The sequence below is a fragment of the Pseudomonas aestuarii genome, assembly GCF_027988105.1.
Taxonomy (GTDB): Bacteria; Pseudomonadota; Gammaproteobacteria; order Pseudomonadales; family Pseudomonadaceae; genus Aquipseudomonas; species Aquipseudomonas aestuarii.
Window position 1 is genome coordinate 75,666 of sequence record NZ_JAQJZJ010000002.1, and the last position, 17,731, is coordinate 93,396.

The 17,731-nt window shown below is 60.7% G+C and carries 19 protein-coding genes and 1 tRNA gene; 4 read left to right on the top strand and 16 right to left on the bottom strand.

Going from position 1 to position 17,731, the window contains the following annotated elements; genetic code table 11:
- Positions 1-25: 25 nt before the first annotated feature.
- The 6 genes from pheS to PH586_RS04270 form a co-directional block, all read right to left on the bottom strand.
- A complete protein-coding gene (gene pheS, locus PH586_RS04245) occupies positions 26-1,042 on the bottom strand; it encodes a phenylalanine--tRNA ligase subunit alpha (protein WP_271346531.1) in 1,017 nt (338 codons plus the stop codon).
- Between the two features lie 95 nt (positions 1,043-1,137).
- On the bottom strand, positions 1,138-1,494 hold the full coding sequence (rplT, locus tag PH586_RS04250) for a 50S ribosomal protein L20 (RefSeq protein WP_090446917.1): 357 nt from the start codon (positions 1,492-1,494) through the stop codon (positions 1,138-1,140).
- Between the two features lie 25 nt (positions 1,495-1,519).
- Positions 1,520-1,714, bottom strand: a complete 195-nt coding sequence (gene rpmI, locus PH586_RS04255; RefSeq protein WP_079202156.1) for a 50S ribosomal protein L35 — start codon at positions 1,712-1,714, stop codon at positions 1,520-1,522.
- Between the two features lie 59 nt (positions 1,715-1,773).
- Entirely contained in the window at positions 1,774-2,325 is a 552-nt protein-coding gene (gene infC, locus PH586_RS04260; protein WP_170862287.1) for a translation initiation factor IF-3, read from the bottom strand.
- Positions 2,325-4,247: a threonine--tRNA ligase gene (gene thrS / locus PH586_RS04265; protein WP_271346534.1), complete on the bottom strand. Its 1,923-nt coding sequence runs from the start codon at positions 4,245-4,247 to the stop codon at positions 2,325-2,327. Before thrS ends, infC begins: the two co-directional genes overlap by 1 nt.
- A gap of 237 nt (positions 4,248-4,484) precedes the next feature.
- Positions 4,485-4,561 (bottom strand) — tRNA-Val (locus PH586_RS04270).
- Positions 4,562-4,745: 184 nt separating this feature from the next.
- Between PH586_RS04270 and PH586_RS04275 the strand changes: the two genes are divergently transcribed.
- Positions 4,746-6,029, top strand: a complete 1,284-nt coding sequence (locus PH586_RS04275; RefSeq protein WP_271346535.1) for an NAD(P)/FAD-dependent oxidoreductase — start codon at positions 4,746-4,748, stop codon at positions 6,027-6,029.
- 56 nt (positions 6,030-6,085) lie between these two features.
- On the opposite strand, the gene PH586_RS04280 is transcribed toward PH586_RS04275, so the two are convergent.
- From PH586_RS04280 to pqqA, 10 genes are all read right to left on the bottom strand, one after another.
- A complete protein-coding gene (locus PH586_RS04280; RefSeq protein WP_271346536.1) occupies positions 6,086-7,060 on the bottom strand; it encodes a PA2778 family cysteine peptidase in 975 nt (324 codons plus the stop codon).
- Positions 7,045-7,449: a PA2779 family protein gene (locus PH586_RS04285; RefSeq protein WP_271347045.1), complete on the bottom strand. Its 405-nt coding sequence runs from the start codon at positions 7,447-7,449 to the stop codon at positions 7,045-7,047. The genes PH586_RS04280 and PH586_RS04285 overlap by 16 nt, the downstream gene beginning before the upstream one ends.
- 117 nt (positions 7,450-7,566) lie before the next feature.
- Entirely contained in the window at positions 7,567-9,312 is a 1,746-nt protein-coding gene (locus tag PH586_RS04290; RefSeq protein WP_271346537.1) for a PAS domain-containing hybrid sensor histidine kinase/response regulator, read from the bottom strand.
- Positions 9,296-10,459, bottom strand: a complete 1,164-nt coding sequence (gene ercA / locus PH586_RS04295) for an alcohol dehydrogenase-like regulatory protein ErcA (protein ID WP_271346538.1) — start codon at positions 10,457-10,459, stop codon at positions 9,296-9,298. Before ercA ends, PH586_RS04290 begins: the two co-directional genes overlap by 17 nt.
- A gap of 136 nt (positions 10,460-10,595) precedes the next feature.
- On the bottom strand, positions 10,596-12,476 hold the full coding sequence (locus tag PH586_RS04300) for an alpha/beta hydrolase family protein (RefSeq protein WP_271346539.1): 1,881 nt from the start codon (positions 12,474-12,476) through the stop codon (positions 10,596-10,598).
- A gap of 16 nt (positions 12,477-12,492) precedes the next feature.
- Positions 12,493-13,647, bottom strand: a complete 1,155-nt coding sequence (gene pqqE / locus PH586_RS04305) for a pyrroloquinoline quinone biosynthesis protein PqqE (RefSeq protein ID WP_271346540.1) — start codon at positions 13,645-13,647, stop codon at positions 12,493-12,495.
- Positions 13,619-13,897 carry a pyrroloquinoline quinone biosynthesis peptide chaperone PqqD gene (pqqD, locus tag PH586_RS04310; protein WP_271346541.1) on the bottom strand — a complete coding sequence of 93 codons (279 nt, stop codon included), beginning with the start codon at positions 13,895-13,897 and terminating at the stop codon, positions 13,619-13,621. The genes pqqE and pqqD overlap by 29 nt, the downstream gene beginning before the upstream one ends.
- Entirely contained in the window at positions 13,894-14,646 is a 753-nt protein-coding gene (gene pqqC, locus PH586_RS04315) for a pyrroloquinoline-quinone synthase PqqC (protein ID WP_271346542.1), read from the bottom strand. The genes pqqD and pqqC overlap by 4 nt, the downstream gene beginning before the upstream one ends.
- 12 nt (positions 14,647-14,658) lie before the next feature.
- Entirely contained in the window at positions 14,659-15,573 is a 915-nt protein-coding gene (pqqB, locus tag PH586_RS04320) for a pyrroloquinoline quinone biosynthesis protein PqqB (RefSeq protein ID WP_271346543.1), read from the bottom strand.
- A gap of 45 nt (positions 15,574-15,618) precedes the next feature.
- Positions 15,619-15,690 carry a pyrroloquinoline quinone precursor peptide PqqA gene (pqqA, locus tag PH586_RS04325; RefSeq protein ID WP_003284930.1) on the bottom strand — a complete coding sequence of 24 codons (72 nt, stop codon included), beginning with the start codon at positions 15,688-15,690 and terminating at the stop codon, positions 15,619-15,621.
- Between the two features lie 396 nt (positions 15,691-16,086).
- Between pqqA and PH586_RS04330 the strand changes: the two genes are divergently transcribed.
- From PH586_RS04330 to PH586_RS04340, 3 genes are all read left to right on the top strand, one after another.
- Entirely contained in the window at positions 16,087-16,425 is a 339-nt protein-coding gene (locus PH586_RS04330; RefSeq protein ID WP_271346544.1) for a DUF190 domain-containing protein, read from the top strand.
- Positions 16,426-16,629: 204 nt separating this feature from the next.
- The gene (locus PH586_RS04335) at positions 16,630-17,046 is read left to right on the top strand and encodes an NADH-quinone oxidoreductase subunit A (protein WP_271346545.1); all 417 of its coding nucleotides are present in this window, start codon (positions 16,630-16,632) and stop codon (positions 17,044-17,046) included.
- A gap of 9 nt (positions 17,047-17,055) precedes the next feature.
- A complete protein-coding gene (locus PH586_RS04340) occupies positions 17,056-17,730 on the top strand; it encodes an NADH-quinone oxidoreductase subunit B (protein ID WP_271346546.1) in 675 nt (224 codons plus the stop codon).
- Position 17,731 lies beyond the last annotated feature (1 nt).

Below are 17,731 nucleotides of genomic sequence, written 5' to 3' on the forward strand. Positions count from 1 at the left end.
ACTGATCGGTTACGGTCGTGCGGCCCTAGCGAAATTGCGCCAGGAATCGCAGGTCGTTATCGAAGAACAGACGCAAGTCGTTGACGCCGTAACGCAACATGGCCAAGCGTTCGACGCCCATGCCAAAGGCGAAACCCTGGTACTTCTCGGGGTCGATACCGGACATGCGCAGCACATTCGGATGCACCATGCCGCACCCCATGACTTCCAGCCAACCGGTCTGCTTGCATACGCGGCAACCTTTGCCGCTACACATCACGCACTGCATATCGACTTCAGCCGAGGGCTCGGTGAACGGAAAGAAGGACGGACGGAAGCGCACGCCCAACGGCTTCTCGAAGAACACCCGAAGAAACTCTTCAATGGTGCCTTTGAGGTCGGCAAAGCTCACGTTCTCGTCGACCAGCAGGCCTTCGACCTGATGGAACATCGGCGAGTGGGTGATATCCGAGTCGCAGCGGTAAACGCGACCGGGGCAGACAATGCGTATCGGCGGCTGCTGCGATTCCATGGTGCGCACCTGAACTGGCGAGGTGTGAGTGCGCAGCAACATGTTCGCGTTGAAATAGAAGGTGTCATGCATCGCCCGGGCCGGGTGGTGGCCGGGGATATTGAGTGCCTCGAAGTTGTGGTAGTCGTTTTCCACTTCGGGGCCTTCGGCGATGCCGTAGCCAATCCGGGTGAAGAACTGCTCGACACGCTCCAGAGTCCGGGTAACCGGATGCAGGCCGCCAGAGGTCTGGCCGCGCCCAGGCAGAGTCACGTCGATGCGCTCGGCCGCCAGCTTGACGCTCAGCGCCGCCTGCTCAAGGGTCGCCTTACGGCTGTTCAGGGCGTCCTGAACCTTGTCCTTGGCGGCATTGATCAAGGCGCCGGCTTGCGGACGCTCTGCTGCCGTCAGGTTGCCCAGGGTCTTCATCACCTGGGTCAGCTCGCCTTTCTTGCCCAGATAGTGAACCCGTAATTGCTCGAGGGCATTCACATCGTCGGTGTGGCTAACGGCCTCAAGCGCTTGCGAGACCAGCACATCCAGATTTTCCATTTACAGACTCCAGATACGAAATAGGGGAAGAGCTTAAAGGCTCTTCCCCTATTGGTGACGTTTAGCACCGGGCGAACCCAGTGATTGTCGGGGACTTAAGCCAGGATGGCTTTCGCTTTTTCGACAATCGCAGCAAACGCCGCTTTTTCGTTCACTGCCAGATCAGCCAAAACCTTACGGTCGATCTCGATGGACGCTTTTTTCAGGCCAGCAATGAAACGGCTGTAGGACAGACCGTTAACACGAGCACCAGCATTGATACGAGCGATCCACAGGGCGCGGAACTGACGCTTCCTCTGGCGGCGGTCGCGATAGGCGTATTGGCCTGCCTTGATCACTGCCTGTTTGGCAACGCGGAATACGCGCGAACGCGCACCGTAGTAGCCTTTAGCGAGTTTCAGAATCTTTTTGTGACGCTTGCGAGCGATAACGCCGCGCTTAACACGAGCCATGAGTAATTTCCTCTATCTTGACCGATTAACGAACGCGCAGCATGCGCGCCACTTTTGCCACGTCAGACGGATGCACCATGGTGCTACCGCGGAGTTGACGCTTACGCTTAGTGGACATCTTGGTCAGGATGTGGCTCTTGAAAGCGTGCTTGTGCTTGAAGCCATTAGCGGTTTTAAGAAAACGCTTGGCTGCACCACTCTTGGTTTTCATCTTTGGCATGTTCGGTACTCCGCATTCAGTTGATAAACATAACCGCAAGGCCTGCCGTGCCCTGGTGGTTACTTCTTCTTTTTGGGGGCGATGACCATTATCAGCTGGCGTCCTTCCATCTTTGGATGCTGTTCAACCGAGCCATATTCAAGCAGGTCAGCTTCAACCCGCTTCAACAGCTCCATTCCCAGCTCCTGATGCGCCATCTCACGGCCACGGAATCGCAAGGATACCTTGGCCCTGTCCCCTTCACTCAGGAAACGTACCAGGTTGCGCAGTTTTACCTGGTAATCCCCTTCCTCCGTCCCTGGACGAAACTTGATTTCTTTAACCTGGACTTGCTTCTGGTTTTTCTTCGCAGCTGCAATCTGCTTCTTCTTTTCGAAGATCGACTTGCCGTAGTCCATGACTCGGCAAACCGGAGGAATCGCATCAGCAGAAATTTCCACCAAATCCAGCTTGGATTCTTCGGCGATTCTAAGCGCTTCATCAATCGAGACGATGCCAATTTGCTCGCCTTCAGCGCCAATTAACCGAACCTCGCGTGCCGAGATATTCTCGTTGATCGGGGCTTTCGGGGCAGCTCGTTTATCTTGTCTCATTTCACGCTTAATAATGATTACTCCACATCTTGGCGACCACGCCGGGAAACCGCCTGCGCGAGAAATTCAGCGAATTGAGCGACGGGCATCGAGCCCAGATCAGCACCTTCACGGGTACGCACGGCGACAGTTTGCATCTCTACTTCCCGATCTCCGATAACCAAGAGATAAGGAACCTTGAGCAAAGTATGCTCGCGGATTTTAAAGCCAATTTTTTCGTTTCTCAAGTCAGACTTGGCACGAAAGCCGCTTTGGTTGAGTGTTTTTTCCACTTCCAAGGCGAATTCGGCCTGTTTATCGGTGATATTCATCACCATGACCTGAGTTGGCGCCAGCCACGCGGGGAACGCCCCCTCGTAATGCTCGATCAGAATCCCGATAAAGCGCTCGAAGGAGCCGAGAATCGCGCGGTGCAACATCACCGGATGCTTACGGCTGTTGTCCTCACTGACGTATTCGGCGCCCAAACGTACCGGCAGGTTGAAATCGAGCTGCAGGGTACCACATTGCCAGACCCGACCCAGACAATCCTTCAGCGAGAATTCGATCTTCGGCCCGTAGAAGGCGCCTTCTCCCGGCTGCAGGTCATAAGGCAGGCCCGCACTGTCGAGCGCAGAGGCCAGCGCCGATTCGGCACGATCCCACAACTCATCGGAACCCACGCGCTTGTCCGGGCGAGTCGAGAGCTTGAGCTGGATATCGGAAAAGCCAAAATCGGCATAGACCGCCAGCGTCAGCTTGATGAAATCGGCGGACTCCGCCTGCATCTGCTCTTCAGTACAGAAGATATGCGCATCATCCTGAGTAAAGCCACGCACGCGCATGATGCCGTGCAGCGCACCGGACGGCTCATTGCGGTGGCAGGCGCCGAACTCGGCCAGGCGCATCGGCAGCTCGCGGTAGCTCTTCAAGCCCTGATTGAACACCTGCACGTGGCACGGGCAGTTCATCGGCTTGATCGCGTAATCGCGACTTTCCGACTCGGTGGTGAACATGTTTTCGGCGTAGTTGGCCCAGTGCCCGGACTTCTCCCACAGCGAGCGATCCACCACCTGCGGCGTCTTGATTTCCAGGTAACCATGCTCGTGCTGCACTTTGCGCATGTACTGCTCAAGCACCTGGTACAGGGTCCAGCCGTTGGGATGCCAGAACACCATGCCCGGCGCTTCTTCCTGGGTATGGAACAGATTCAGGCGCTTGCCGATCTTGCGGTGATCGCGCTTCTCGGCTTCTTCGATGCGCTGGATATAGGCGGCCAACTGCTTCTTGTCGGCCCAGGCGGTACCATAGACGCGCTGCAACTGCTCGTTCTTTGCGTCGCCGCGCCAATAGGCACCGGACAGCTTGGTCAGCTTGAAGGCCTTGAGGAAACGGGTATTCGGCACGTGCGGACCACGACACATGTCGACGTATTCTTCGTGGTAATACAGGCCCATGGCCTGCTCGTCCGGCATGTCTTCGACCAGGCGCAGCTTGTAGTCCTCGCCACGGGAGGCAAACACATCGATCACCTCGGCACGCGGGGTTACCTTCTTGATCACGTCGTAATCTTTTTCGATCAGCTGCTGCATGCGCTGCTCAATCGCCGCCACGTCCTCCAGCGTAAAGGGCCGCTCAGAGGCAATGTCGTAGTAGAAGCCTTCTTCAATGACCGGACCGATCACCATCTTGGCAGCGGGGAACAGCTGTTTGACCGCATGACCGATCAAATGCGCGCAAGAGTGGCGGATAATCTCCAGCCCTTCCTGATCTTTTGGCGTGATGATTTGCAGGGTCGCATCGCCGTCGATCAGATCACAGGCATCGACCAGCTTGCCATTGACCTTGCCGGCCACCGTGGCTTTAGCTAAGCCAGCGCCAATGGACTGCGCCACTTCGAGCACGGATACCGGATGATCGAATGGACGCTGACTGCCGTCGGGAAGAGTAATGATGGGCATGGCGCCTCCTCTCCTAGTGGTGACCTCTACCAAAGGCCACATGGGTTGGGATGAGCCAGTAAGCGATTCGGCGGTATACCCGCCTTACAGTGGCAGGAGCTTGGAAGCCAACCTGAACCGAACCGGAGTCACTGGAGGTTTATACGGATTTAGCAACGACTGGATGCTTCCAGAAAGCCTGAGCACTGGCAAGCCACCCAATAAAAAAGGGTCGCCTGGGCGACCCTTTTATCGAATTGGTAGGCACAATTGGATTCGAACCAACGACCCCCACCATGTCAAGGTGGTGCTCTAACCAACTGAGCTATGTGCCTCCGATGGGTGCGCATTCTACGGAGGCCCCGAAAAGAGTCAACACTTTTTTCTCTAACTGCCTGAATAAATGAATTTTTTACTGTTCAGCTCGGCGTTTAATATTTCGCACAGGGCACTAGCCGGGCATTTTCAACTCGGGTAGCATCACAGCATCCGTAAAATATAAAGAACAGAGGTTGCAATATGGCACACACGGCTTATCCACAATCCTACTATGCCGCTTCAGCCAACCCGGCTCCGCTACGCCCGGAACTGCATGGCGATGTGGAAACCGACGTCTGCATCGTCGGTGCGGGCTACACCGGCCTGTCCACAGCCATAGCCCTGCTGGAAAACGGCTTCAAGGTGAGCATTGTCGAAGCTGCCAAGGTCGGCTTCGGTGCCTCGGGTCGCAACGGCGGTCAAATCGTCAACAGTTACAGCCGCGACATCGACACCATCGAGCGCACCGTCGGCCCCAAGCATGCGCAACTGCTGGGCCAGATGGCATTCGAAGGCGGCCGGATCATTCGTGAGCGGGTTGCCAAGTACAACATCCAGTGCGACCTCAAGGATGGGGGCGTGTTCGCCGCGATCACGCCCAAGCAGATGGGCCACTTGGAAGCGCAGAAGAAGCTGTGGGAACGCTATGGCCATACCCAGCTAGAGCTGCTGGACGCCAAGCGCATCCGCGAAGTGGTGGCGAGCGAAAACTATATCGGCGGCATGCTCGACATGAGCGGCGGACATATCCACCCGCTCAATCTGGCCCTCGGCGAAGCCGCGGCAGTCGAATCCCTGGGCGGAGTAATTTACGAGCAATCCCCGGCCATCCGCATCGAGCGCGGCGCCAATCCGATCGTGCATACCCCCCAGGGTCGGGTCAAAGCCAAGTTTGTGGTAGTTGCGGGCAACGCTTACCTCGGCAATCTGATTCCCGAATTGTCGGCCAAGTCGATGCCTTGCGGTACCCAGGTCATCACCACAGAACCGCTATCGGACGAACTGGCAAAGAGCCTGCTACCGCAGGACTACTGCGTCGAAGACTGCAACTACCTGCTCGACTACTACCGCCTGAGCGGCGACAAGCGCCTGATCTTCGGCGGCGGCGTGGTCTATGGCGCGCGCGACCCGGCCAACATCGAGGCGATCATTCGGCCGAACATGCTCAAGACCTTCCCCCAGCTCAAGGACGTGAAGATCGATTACGCCTGGACCGGTAACTTCCTGCTAACCCTGTCGCGTCTACCCCAGGTCGGCCGCCTCGGTGACAACATCTACTACTCGCAGGGCTGCAGCGGCCATGGCGTGACCTACACCCACGTGGCCGGTAAGGTGCTGGCCGAAGCCCTGCGCGGCCAGGCCGAGCGTTTCGATGCCTTCGCCGAACTGCCGCACTACCCCTTCCCGGGTGGCGAACTGTTGCGCATTCCCTTCACCGCTATGGGTGCCTGGTACTACAGCCTGCGCGACAGGCTCGGATTTTAACCCGTCGTCCAGACAAACCAACGGCGCCTTAGGGCGCCGTTGGTTTTCCAGCCCAGTCAGTTAGCTTGCGGGCAGACCGGAGGAGAGTCGCACTGCTGGGTTGCGCCACCAGCCGTGTGTTTCAGCCCTAGCGTAAATCGCTGATCATCCGGAGCCAGTCGTTGGGCGCAGACCCTCGCCTGCTCGGCGGCCTGCAGGCAGCCGCGATCGGCCAATACCTGCGACAGGTTGAACCAACCCGCGGCAAAGTCCGGCTGCCGCGCCAAGCTTGTACGGAACGCCGCCTCAGCCCCGAGCGCATCGCCACTGGCGTAGCGGCTGTTGGCCAAAGCAAACCAAGCCAACGACTCATCTGGCCAATGCTGTGTAGCGGTGCGATAGGCGCGCTGCGCCGCAGCGAGCCGCCCGGTCTCCTCCAGATCGCTGGCGGCCTTGAGCCAGGGGCGCAGCTCTGCCTGGGCCGGCAGCGTATCTGCCGGCAAGGTCAAGACCGCCCAACGACCACCCCGCGCCCAGGTCTTGTCGAAGCTCCTGAAGCTGGTCAGCCAGCGCCGTGTGGTGCCCGAACGCAAAATCAAGGTGCGTTCCCGCTGGTCATAGCCAACCACCACCGCAAAATGCCAGCGCGGATACCAATCGAAGGCCAGGTTTTGCAGAACCAATACCGGATTACCTGCTGCCACTTCGGCAATCAATGCTTGCAGGCGCGGCTGCAGCGGGTACACCAACATATCGTGGGCCCGCGCGGTCGCCACCATCTCCACCTGCAGACTGCCATCACGCGCAGGAATGAACACCCGATCCTTGAGCAGGCCGGGACTGGTCACGACTCCGCGCTGATTGAGCATGGTCGCCAACGCTGCCGGTCCACACTGATAGGCACTCTGCGAAAAAAACGGCACGTCGCTCAGCTCTACTCGCTCAGGCAAACGCGAAATCTCCGGTGGCAACACCGGAGACTTCGCGCAGGCAGCAAGCAGAGCAATCAGAACGAGTGGAAGGAGGTTCCTGCCAATCAACGATTTATGCATTTGACGAAATTGAAGATGTTAGTGGCGCAGAGCAGGTCGGTAATGATGAAGATCACCAGAAACAGCACGATGATCCCAACAACACCACTGGCACCTGCGGGGGCCTGCGACAGTTGCTGATTGAACTGCGCCAACTCGGCACTGGTCAGGCTGTTGATGCGCCCTTCAACCTGGGAACGGTCAACCCCCATACTCAGCAACTTTTCCTGAACACCCTGTTCATCAAGCATGCTCAGCAATTGTTGACGATCGACCTGCTGCTGTTGCTCGGCCAATACCTCGCCAGTGCCTACCATGGCCGCATTCGCCAGGGGGATCTGAACAATCATCAGAACGTGCAACACCGCCAGCATGGCAGCCATACGCCGGAAGAACGAGTGAGTCTGCATAAGGGTTATCTCCTTGAAGGACCATGCCCCTAAACCTGAACGGTTAGAAGGGTTCCATCCCAGCATAGTCAATAAAAATCACCTGACTGTCTGACAGCACACATATAGGCCTCTTTGTCACAAGACTGTCGAATCGTGCAGCATCTGGCTGACTACCGCGCGCAACTTGCCGGGCTTGACCGGTTTGTTGAGCAACGGCATGCCCATGCGTTGCAACTCGCGGCGACACTGATCACTTCGATCCGCAGTGATCATCACCGCTGGAATCGGCGAAGCAAAGTGCTGACGCAAAGACGTCACCACAGCGCAACCCAGCACATCATGGTCCAGATGGTAGTCCGCCAGAATCAAATCCGGGGCCTGCCCAGCAAGCGCCTGCACAGCGGCCTCCTGGTCGACCGCAGTCACCACCACGCAACCCCACTGCTCGAGCAACGCCGCCATGCTGTGGAGGATGCTCAACTCGTTATCCAGCACCAACAGGCGCCGCCCCGGCAGCGGGTCACCGACCAACGGCTGAACCGATACAGCAGCGGGGGCCGCGGTAATAACCCGCTGTGCCAAGGGCACCCGAATGGCAAACACCGACCCGCGCCCAGGCTGCGAGCGCACCTCCACCGGATAGCCCAGCATCCGCGCAATCCGCTCGACTATCGCCAGGCCCAGACCAACCCCCCGGCGTTCGGCGGCGCGGCCGACATTCAGCTGGTTGAATTCGAGAAAGATGTTTTCCAGCTGATCCTCGGAGATGCCGCGCCCGGTATCCCACACCTGCAGATCGAGGAACTCGCCGCGTTTTCTCGCGGCCAAGAGGATGCGGCCCTGCTCGGTATAACGACAGGCGTTACTGAGGAAGTTACGCAGGATGCGCGTCAGCAGGCGGAAATCCGTGCTGATCGTAAAATCGGCTATGCGCACCTTCAGTTGCACCCCCTCGGCGGCGGCTACCGATTGAAACTCGGACGCCAGAGGCGCCAGCAAATCCTGCAAACGATAGGCGTCAATATCCGGCTTGATCGCCGCCTGATCGAGCTTGGAAATCTCCAGCAAATCGGTGAGCAGATCCTCGGCCCCCTCCAGGGCCTGGTGGCTGCGTTCGACCAGATGGTGCTCGGCCGTCGGCAAGCTGCGCTCGCGCAGGGTGGAAATCAGCAGCCGCGCCGCATTCAGCGGCTGCAACAGATCGTGACTGGCGGCCGCCAGGTACTTGTCCTTGCTGTGGTTGGCCGCCTCGGCAGCATCGCGCGCATCGCGCAGGGCCTGTTCGATGCGTCTGCGCTCGACTATCTGCTGCAACAGGTTGCGATTGGCTTCCTGCAACTCGGCAGTCCGTGCGCTGACCCGTTGCTCCAGCTCTTCATTGAGCTGCTGCAAGCGTTGCTGGGCCTGCTTGCGCTCGGTAATGTCGGCGACGAAGCCCTCGAACAGTCCTTCTGCGTCCGGTTTGAGCAGCAGGTTCATCAGCACGTCGATAACCCGGCCGTCCTTGCGCCGCAGTTGGGTTTCGTAGCCGATCAAACCGCGCTCGGTTTCCAGCGCGTGACGAATGTGCTGCATTTCCTCGGCACCGCCAACGAACAGGTAGGTGGCCAGGTCGGTCAGCGGCCAGAGCACTTCTTGCGGGTCGTCATAGCCGAGCATTCGCGCCAGGGCCGGATTGGCCGCGCGCAACCCCTCCTGCAGGCTGGCCTGGAAGATGCCGTGCACCGCGTGCTCGAACAGCCATTTGTAGCGATTGCGCTCGGTTTCCAGATCTTCCAGGCGCGCCAGCAGCTCAGGGTAATGGCTCTTGCGCACCGAATGGGCGCCCAGCCCGAGCAGGTCGGTGAGCGCCTGACGTTGCTGCTCAGAGGGCTTCGGCATAGACGACCTCAACATCGCCCTGGGTCGAATCCCGCGGGTTGGTGAGGATGCACGGATCCTGCATGGCATTGCGCGACAGGAATGGAATGTCGGAACTGCCAACCCCATGCAGACCCAGGGTTTCATGGAAGCCGACCGCGTGCTTGAACTGGATCAGGTGCTCGACCAGGCGTTGGCGGATCTGTCGGTGACTGAGGCCACGGCAGTCGATGCCGAGGGTCTCGGCGACCATCTTGAAGCGATCCGGCGAGGCGTTGTAGTTGAACGCCACCACATGCTCGACCAGCACCGCATTGCACAGGCCGTGCGGCAGGTCGAGGAAGCCACCGAGGCTGTGCGACATGGCATGCACCGCACCGAGGATGGCATTGGAAAAGGCCAGGCCGGCCTGCATGCTGCCGAGCATGATCTTCTCGCGCAGGGCGATGTCATCGGGGCTGGCAATCATCGCCACCAGGTTGCCGTTGATCAGGCGCATGGCCTCCAGGGCGTGGGCGTCGGTCAAGGGTCCCGAACCGGTGGAGACAAAGGCCTCGATGGCATGCACCAAGGCATCGATGCCAGTGCAGGCCGAGAGGAACGGATCCATGCTCAGGGTGGTTTCCGGGTCGATCAGCGAGACGTCGGGCACCGCGCCCTTGCTGACGATGGAGAACTTCATCCGCTCGTCCTGATTGGAGATGATGACGAACTGCGACACGTCAGCCGAGGTGCCGGCGGTGGTGGGAATCAGGATCAGCGGCGGACTCGGCACGCGCAGGGTGTCGACGCCCTCGAACTCGATAATATTGCGGCCATGGGCCACGGCGATGCCGATGCCCTTGGCGCAGTCCATCGGACTGCCGCCGCCGACCGCCACTATCACGTTGCAACCCTGGCTGAGGTAGGTCTCGGCACCGAGCATCACTTCTTCACTGCGCGGATTGGGCGATACCTGGGTGTACAGGCAGTGCTCGATGCCCTGGCGCTGCAGACTGGCCTGCACATCGGCAACCCAGCCGGCGGCCACGACGCCCGGATCCGAAACCAGCAGCACTTTGCGCGCGCCATAGTTGGCCGCGTAGTTGCCGACGCTGTGCCGGCAGCCCGCACCAAAGACGATTTCCGGCGAGACGAATTTACGATGAAGACTGATATCGGCGCTCATGCCACGGCCTACTGCTGATTATTCTGACTACCGCTCAGCGTACTGGATTCACCTGCCAATGCAATGCCACCTGAGTCGGGTGGCTGTCGCTGCGCAGAGCGGTGTTGAGCAATCCCGTCAGGCTACAGCCGGTGGTTCAAGCAGGTTGTTGCAACAGCCGCTGGTAGAACCGCCACTCCTGCTCCAGGGCATGGGCCTGGTGGCGGGCCTGGCGAAAGCCGTGTCCCTCCTGCGGATACAGGTGATAGTCGACTGCCATGCCGCGCGCGCGCAGGGCGGCAACCATGGCCTCGGTCTGCGCCGGGAGCACCACCGCATCCTGGCCGCCCTGGAAGAAGATCACCGGCGCCTCGATCTGCTCGGCATGCAGCAAGGGCGTGCGCGCGGCATAGCGCTGCGCCTCGCGTAGCGGATCGCCGATCAGCCAATCGAGGTAGTCGGCTTCGAACTTGTGTGTCACCTGACGCAAGGCCAAGGGATCACTGACCCCGTAGAGACTCGCGCCGCCGCGAAAAGTCCGACTGAAGGCCAGCGCGCACAGGGCCGTGTAGCCGCCGGCGCTGGCGCCTCGGATAAAGGCCCTGGCCGGATCGATCAGGCCGAGAGCAGAGAGGTGCTCGACCAACGCGCAGGCATCCTCGACATCCAGCGCGCCCCACTGCTCATGCAGACGCATCCGATAGGCCCGGCCAAAGCCGGTGCTGCCGCGATAGTTCAGGTCGGCCACGGCAAAGCCGCGCTGAGTCCAGAACTGAATGCGCGGGTCGAACACCGGGTAACACGCCGAGGTCGGCCCGCCATGCAGGAACACCAGCAGCGGCGGTTTTTCCCCAACCGGCCCACGAAAACCGCCGTTATGCGGCGGATAGAAGAACCCACGACAGTCATCCGCACTGCCACTGGCGAACAGCAGCGGCTGAGGGCGCGAGACCTCGGCCAGCGGCAAGGCGACTGCGGCACCGGCTAGCACCCGGCACTGTCGGCTACTGCGGTCGATCGCCAGCACCTCACTGCCACGTTCGGGCGAGGCGGCGATCAGGTAGAAGTTCGTCTCATCGGCCGCCAGTTGGCGAAAGCGGCTGTAGCCCTTGGCCAGGCGCGGCCCGCTGGCACCACTGAGCCCGCGCTCGGCCAGCAGCGCGAAACCCTCCTCGAACCAGCTCAGCAGCAGGCTGTCGCCATCCAGCGCCAGATAATTGCGATTGCCCAACTGCCAGGGCGCTGCCGCATGATCGGCACTGGCACTAGGCAGGGCAAGCAAATGGCCCTGGTCGGCCTCGCGCCAGGGCTGCCAATAGCCGTGGCGATCGCTGAGCACCAGCAAGCGCCCCTGCCTGTCGAAACAGGGTTGTTGCAGCGACTCTGCAGCCATTTGCCCGGCGACTACCCGCCTATCGCGCCAGGCACCCCCGGCATCGCGCCGGGCGCTGCACAGGCGTGTGGCGATCCAGGGCTGATGCGGACGATCCCACTCGATCCAGGCCAGGCGCTGACCGTCGCCGCTGACTGCCGGCCCGGCATAGAAATCACAGCCCTCGGCCAGCACCCGCCGCGCACCATCGGCCAGGGCGATGCTGACCACGCGATGGGTGACCTGCCCTGCTCCATGACTTTCCTCGACGGCGACTATCGCCTGGGCCAGCGGGTCGAATTGCAGATCACCGAAACGGCAGTCGAGTTGCCGGCTCAGCGCCGCGGGGACGCCCCCCAGACGCTGCCAATAGATCTGCTGATCGGCCTCGTTGACGAACGCCAGGCCATCATCGGTCAAACAAAAGGCGCCGCCGCCGTATTCATACACCCGGCTACGCACCGACATCGTGGCCGGCGTCAGGCACTCGCGCTGCTGCGGCGTGCAGTGCCACAGCGTCGAACGCGCATCGGTCGGGTCATATTGCAGCCATACCACCCCCCCCAGCCCGGCGCGCAGTTCGGCGAAGTCACGACCGGCCGCAGCCGCCTGATCGCTCGACCAGGCGCTGTGCCAAAACCCATAAGCTGCGGTCGTACTGCTCAAGGCGATAGTTACTCCCTCAGACCTTGCAGATCAGTTTAGAGGCTTGCTCGTTGCGGAACTGCAACGTATCCAATGCCCCTGGCGCCTCTTCGGCATCCTGGCGGGCTTGCACAATCAGCTCATGATGCGCCGACTTGCTGCACACCGGATCGGCGTTACTGGCGTCACCGGTGAGCATGAACGCCTGGCAGCGGCAGCCACCGAAATCCTTGGCCTTCTCATCGCAGGAGCGGCAGGGTTCTGGCATCCAGTCGTCACCGCGAAAACGGTTGAAACCGAAGGAGTGTCGCCAGATGTGCTCGATGCTGTGCTCGCGCACATTGGGAAACTGCACCGGTAACTGGCGCGCGCTGTGGCACGGCAGCGCGGTGCCGTCCGGGGTGATATCGAGGAACAGGTTGCCCCAGCCGTTCATGCAGGCCTTGGGCCGTTCCTCGTAGTAATCGGGGGTGACGAAGATCAGCTTGCACGGGTGGTTCTCTGCCGCCAGTTTGATGCGCCATTCATTGGTGATGCGCTCGGCACGCTCGAGCTGGGCGCGGGTCGGCAACAGGCCGGCGCGATTGAGCTCGGCCCAGCCATAGAACTGGCAGGTGGCCAGCTCGACGAAGTCCGCCTCCAGTTCCAGGCACAGCTCGATAATGCGTTCGATATTGTCGATATTGTGCCGGTGCGTGACGAAATTCAGCACCATGGGATAACCGGCCGCCTTGACCGCCCGGGCCATCGCCAGCTTGTGGGCGAAGGCCTTCTTCGAGCCGGCCAGCATGTTGTTCACCTCCTCATCGGCGGCCTGAAAGCTGATCTGGATATGATCCAGGCCGGCTTCGCTGAAACTGGCGATGCGTGCTTCGGTAAGGCCGATGCCGGAGGTGATCAGGTTGGTGTAATAGCCAAGATCGCGCGCGGCCTTGATCAGCTCGGCGAGGTCCTGGCGCACCAGCGGTTCGCCGCCGGAAAAGCCCAGCTGCGCCGCGCCCAGCTCACGGGCCTGGCGGAACACCTCGATCCATTCTGCGGTGCTCAGCTCGGCGCCCTGCTGGCTGAAATCCAGTGGGTTGGAGCAGTACGGGCACTGCAGCGGGCAGCGGTAGGTCAGCTCGGCCAGCAGCCACAGTGGTGGGCCCGGCTCATGCCCCGGTTTACTGCAACTCGATCCAGAACTGGGCATTGGCTACCTCCATAAAGGCCAGGATGTCCTCATCGAGTCCCGGCACGTCCGGGAAGCGCTGACTCAAGGTGTCGATGATCTGGCCGACGCTGTGCGCACCATTGACCTGCTGGAGAATTTCCCCGGCACTGTCGTTGAGTTTGATCATGCCTTCCGGATACAGCAGCACATGGCAGTTCTGCACCGGCTCCCATTGCAGACGAAAGCCGCGGCGCAGCTTGGGTACTTGCTGCATGTTCAACTGATTCATAGGGTGATACCTCGGTGCCAAACCCGCGCGCTGGTGACCGTGTGGTAAGGCGCACGCTCCAGCTCGTAAGCCATGCTCATGGCATCGAGCATGCTCCACAGTACGTCCAGCTTGAATTGCAGGATCTCCAGCATGCGCTGCTGACCCGCGTAGGTCGTGTAGTGCTGCAGGGTGATGCGCAGGCCGTGCTCGACATCGCGGCGTGCCTCTTTCAGGCGCTTGCGGAAGTAGTCGTAACCGCTGGCGTCGATCCAGGGGTAATGCTGTGGCCAGGCATCCAGGCGCGACTGGTGAATGGTGGGGGCGAACAGTTCGGTCAGCGAGCTGCTGGCGGCCTCCTGCCAGTTGGCGCGGCGGGCGAAGTTGACGTAGGCATCGACGGCGAAACGCACCCCCGGCAACACCAGCTCCTGAGACAGCACCTGCTCGCGGTCCAGGCCCACGGCCTCGGCCAGGCGCAGCCAGGCTTCAATGCCGCCCTCCTCGCCAGGCGCGCCGTCGTGGTCGAGGATACGCTGCACCCACTCGCGACGGGTGTCGCGATCCGGGCAGTTGGCCATGATCGCCGCATCCTTCAACGGGATATTCACCTGGTAATAGAAGCGGTTGGCTACCCAACCCTGGATCTGCTCGCGACTGGATTGGCCGGCGTACATCGCCCGATGAAATGGATGATGGATATGGTAGTAGGCGCCCTTGGCGCGCAATGCCTGCTCAAACTCGGCAGGGCTCATCGCGGGTTGGCTCATGTGCCTGGCTCCTTACAGCTGGATGCTCATGCCGTCCCAAGCAACGTCGATGGCGTGAGCATTCAGCTCGGCACGCTCTGGCGAATCGACATCGAGGATCGGGTTGGTGTTGTTGATATGAATCAGAATCTTCTGCTTGGCCGGCAGGCCGTCGAGCACCTCGATCATGCCGCCCGGGCCGCTTTGCGGCAGATGACCCATTTCGCTGCCGAGCTTGTCGCCGACCTCGCACTGGCGCATTTCGTCATCGCGCCACAGGGTGCCGTCGACCAGCAGGCAATCGGCACGGCGCATCCAGGCCAGCAGCCGATCATCCACCTGCCCCAGCCCGGGGGCATAGAATAGAGTGCCCCCCGTGCGCAGGTCTTCGACGAACAGGCCAATGTTGTCGCCCGGGTGCGGGTTGCCGCGGTGCGGCGAATAGGGCGGCGCGCTGCTGCGCAGGGCAATCGCGGTGATCTGCAAATCCGGGCAGGCGGGAATGCTGAACGGCACGCCATCCAGCTCGATCAGGTTGTGCCGCAAGCCACCGTTCCAGTGCTCGAGCATGTTGAACAGCGGAAAGCCGCTGGTGAGGTCCTGGTGCACCATCTCGGTACACCAGACTTGATGCGGGCAACCCTCGCGCAGGGTCAGCAGGCCGGTACAGTGATCGATCTGACTGTCCATCAGCATGACGGCGCCGATCGCCGTGTCCCGCGGCTTACGCGCGGGCTGCAGGGCCGGGAACGACTCGATCTGGGCGCGGATATCCGGTGAAGCGTTGCACAGGATCCAGTCCTTGCCGTTGTCACTCAGGGCGATCGAGGACTGGGTGCGCGGCTGCGCGCGCAGGCTGCCGTCACGCACGCCACGGCAGTTGCGACAGTTGCAGTTCCACTGGGGGAAGCCGCCGCCGGCGGCGGAACCGAGAATCTGGATATGCATGGCGAATTCCGGGTGAGTGCCCCGACAGTGCCGGGGCAAGGCCAATCAACGATTGGCGAAGTACATGGTGACTTCGAAACCAATACGCATATCGGTGAAGGCGGGTTTAGTCCACATGGCGCGGTCCTCTTCTTGGCAAACCGGCAAATTCCGGTAGTGCTAGTTATGCACCCAGAAAGCGCGCGACAGAATGGTACTTTGGGAGGAGGCCGGACTGGTATTGGTAGGACAGGCCGACGCCTGGGCCAGAGCCCGCCTCCTGCACAGGGGCGCTAGGCTGCGCCGATTAAGTGGCTTTTCCGGTTTGAGCGATGACCGTCAAGTCATAGGCCTGGGGGTAAGTGCGCTATTGCCCGACGCCATGGCCACCGCCTGATAGCGCGTTCAGAAGCTGTAAGCCTGATTCAGGACGGGACGCCCCTAGCCAGACGCATCCGCACAGCGCCGGCCCCTCAGCCAGCGGGCTCCGACGAAGCAAAGTGGCGCTATGCTGAAACTATCAGGAGAGCAATCATGCACGGTTATCAGGTGACCTTCTTTACCCAACAGAATCGCCGCTACAAGGGCAAGATGCTCGCGGACTGGCTGGTCGGCCTGGCCAAGGACATGCATTTGCGCGGCGCCACCCTGGTTTCCGGGGTCGAGGGCTTTGGGCATACGGGCAAGCTCCACTCCTCCCACTTCTTCGAACTGGCCGATCAGCCGATGGAAGTCTCCCTAGTGCTCAGCGAAGAGGAATGCAGTCAGCTATTCGAGCGATTGCAAGAGGAAGATTTCGGCTTGTTCTACGTGAAGATACCGGTCGAATTCGGCACCCTCGGCAAGCAAAGCGGGGCCAATACGACCTGTTGAAACCCTCCAGGCAGGCAAGACGCCGCACCCAGACTCACGCGCGCCCCCAGATAAGAACGCCAGACTTGAGCGGGGCCGTCGAAGGATTTTTTTCAGCACAAAGCCACCGAATCACCGAAGCACGCCTAGTATTGAGTAAACCACTGTGACTCAGTCACAGGGAGTGATGCGTCAGCAACACCCATCCTTGTCGAGGAGTACGGCATGCCTGAGGTGGTATCGAGCCTGGCCCATAACTGGGGGTTTGCGATTTTTCTGTTGGGCGTAGCTGGGTTGTGCGCCTTCATGCTGGGGGTCTCCAGCCTGCTGGGCAGTAAGGCCTGGGGGCATAGCAAAAACCAGCCATTCGAGTCGGGCATCGTTTCCACCGGCGGCGCGCGCCTGCGCTTTTCCGCCAAGTTCTATCTGGTTGCGATGCTGTTCGTGATCTTCGATGTCGAAGCCCTGTTTCTCTTCGCCTGGGCCATTTCGCTGCGTGAAAGTGGTTGGCCAGGGTTCGTCGAAGCCTTGGTGTTCATCGTGATTCTGCTGATCGGGCTGTTTTACCTGGCGCGCATCGGTGCGCTCGACTGGGCGCCACAAGCGCGGCGTGAACGCCTCGCCAACCAGCACAAACCTTGAGGTGCAGGCATGCAGTACACACTCACGCGAATCGATCCCAACGCCGCCAACGCGCAGTACCCGATTGGCGAGCGGGAGACCGTCGCTGACCCACTCGCTGGCCAGGTGCACCGCAACATCTACATGGGCAAGTTGCACGAGGTACTCAACGACTCGGTCAACTGGGGCCGCAAGAATTCGCTGTGGCCCTACAACTTCGGCCTGTCGTGCTGCTACGTGGAGATGACCACGGCCTTCACCGCCCCCCATGACATTGCCCGCTTCGGCGCCGAAGTGATCCGCGCCTCGCCGCGCCAGGCAGATTTCATGGTCATCGCCGGCACCTGCTTCATCAAGATGGCACCGATCATCCAGCGCCTCTACGAGCAGATGCTCGAGCCCAAGTGGGTGATCTCCATGGGCTCCTGCGCCAATTCCGGTGGCATGTACGACATCTATTCGGTGGTCCAGGGGGTCGACAAGTTTCTTCCGGTGGATGTCTACGTACCCGGCTGCCCGCCACGGCCCGAGGCGTTCCTGCAAGGTCTGATGCTGTTGCAGGAGTCCATCGGCCAGGAGCGCCGGCCACTGTCCTGGGTGGTCGGCGACCAGGGCATCTACCGCGCCGATATGCCCTCGCAACGCGAGCAACGACGCGCCGAACGCATTCAAGTGACCCACCTGCGCAGCCCCGACGAGGTGTGAA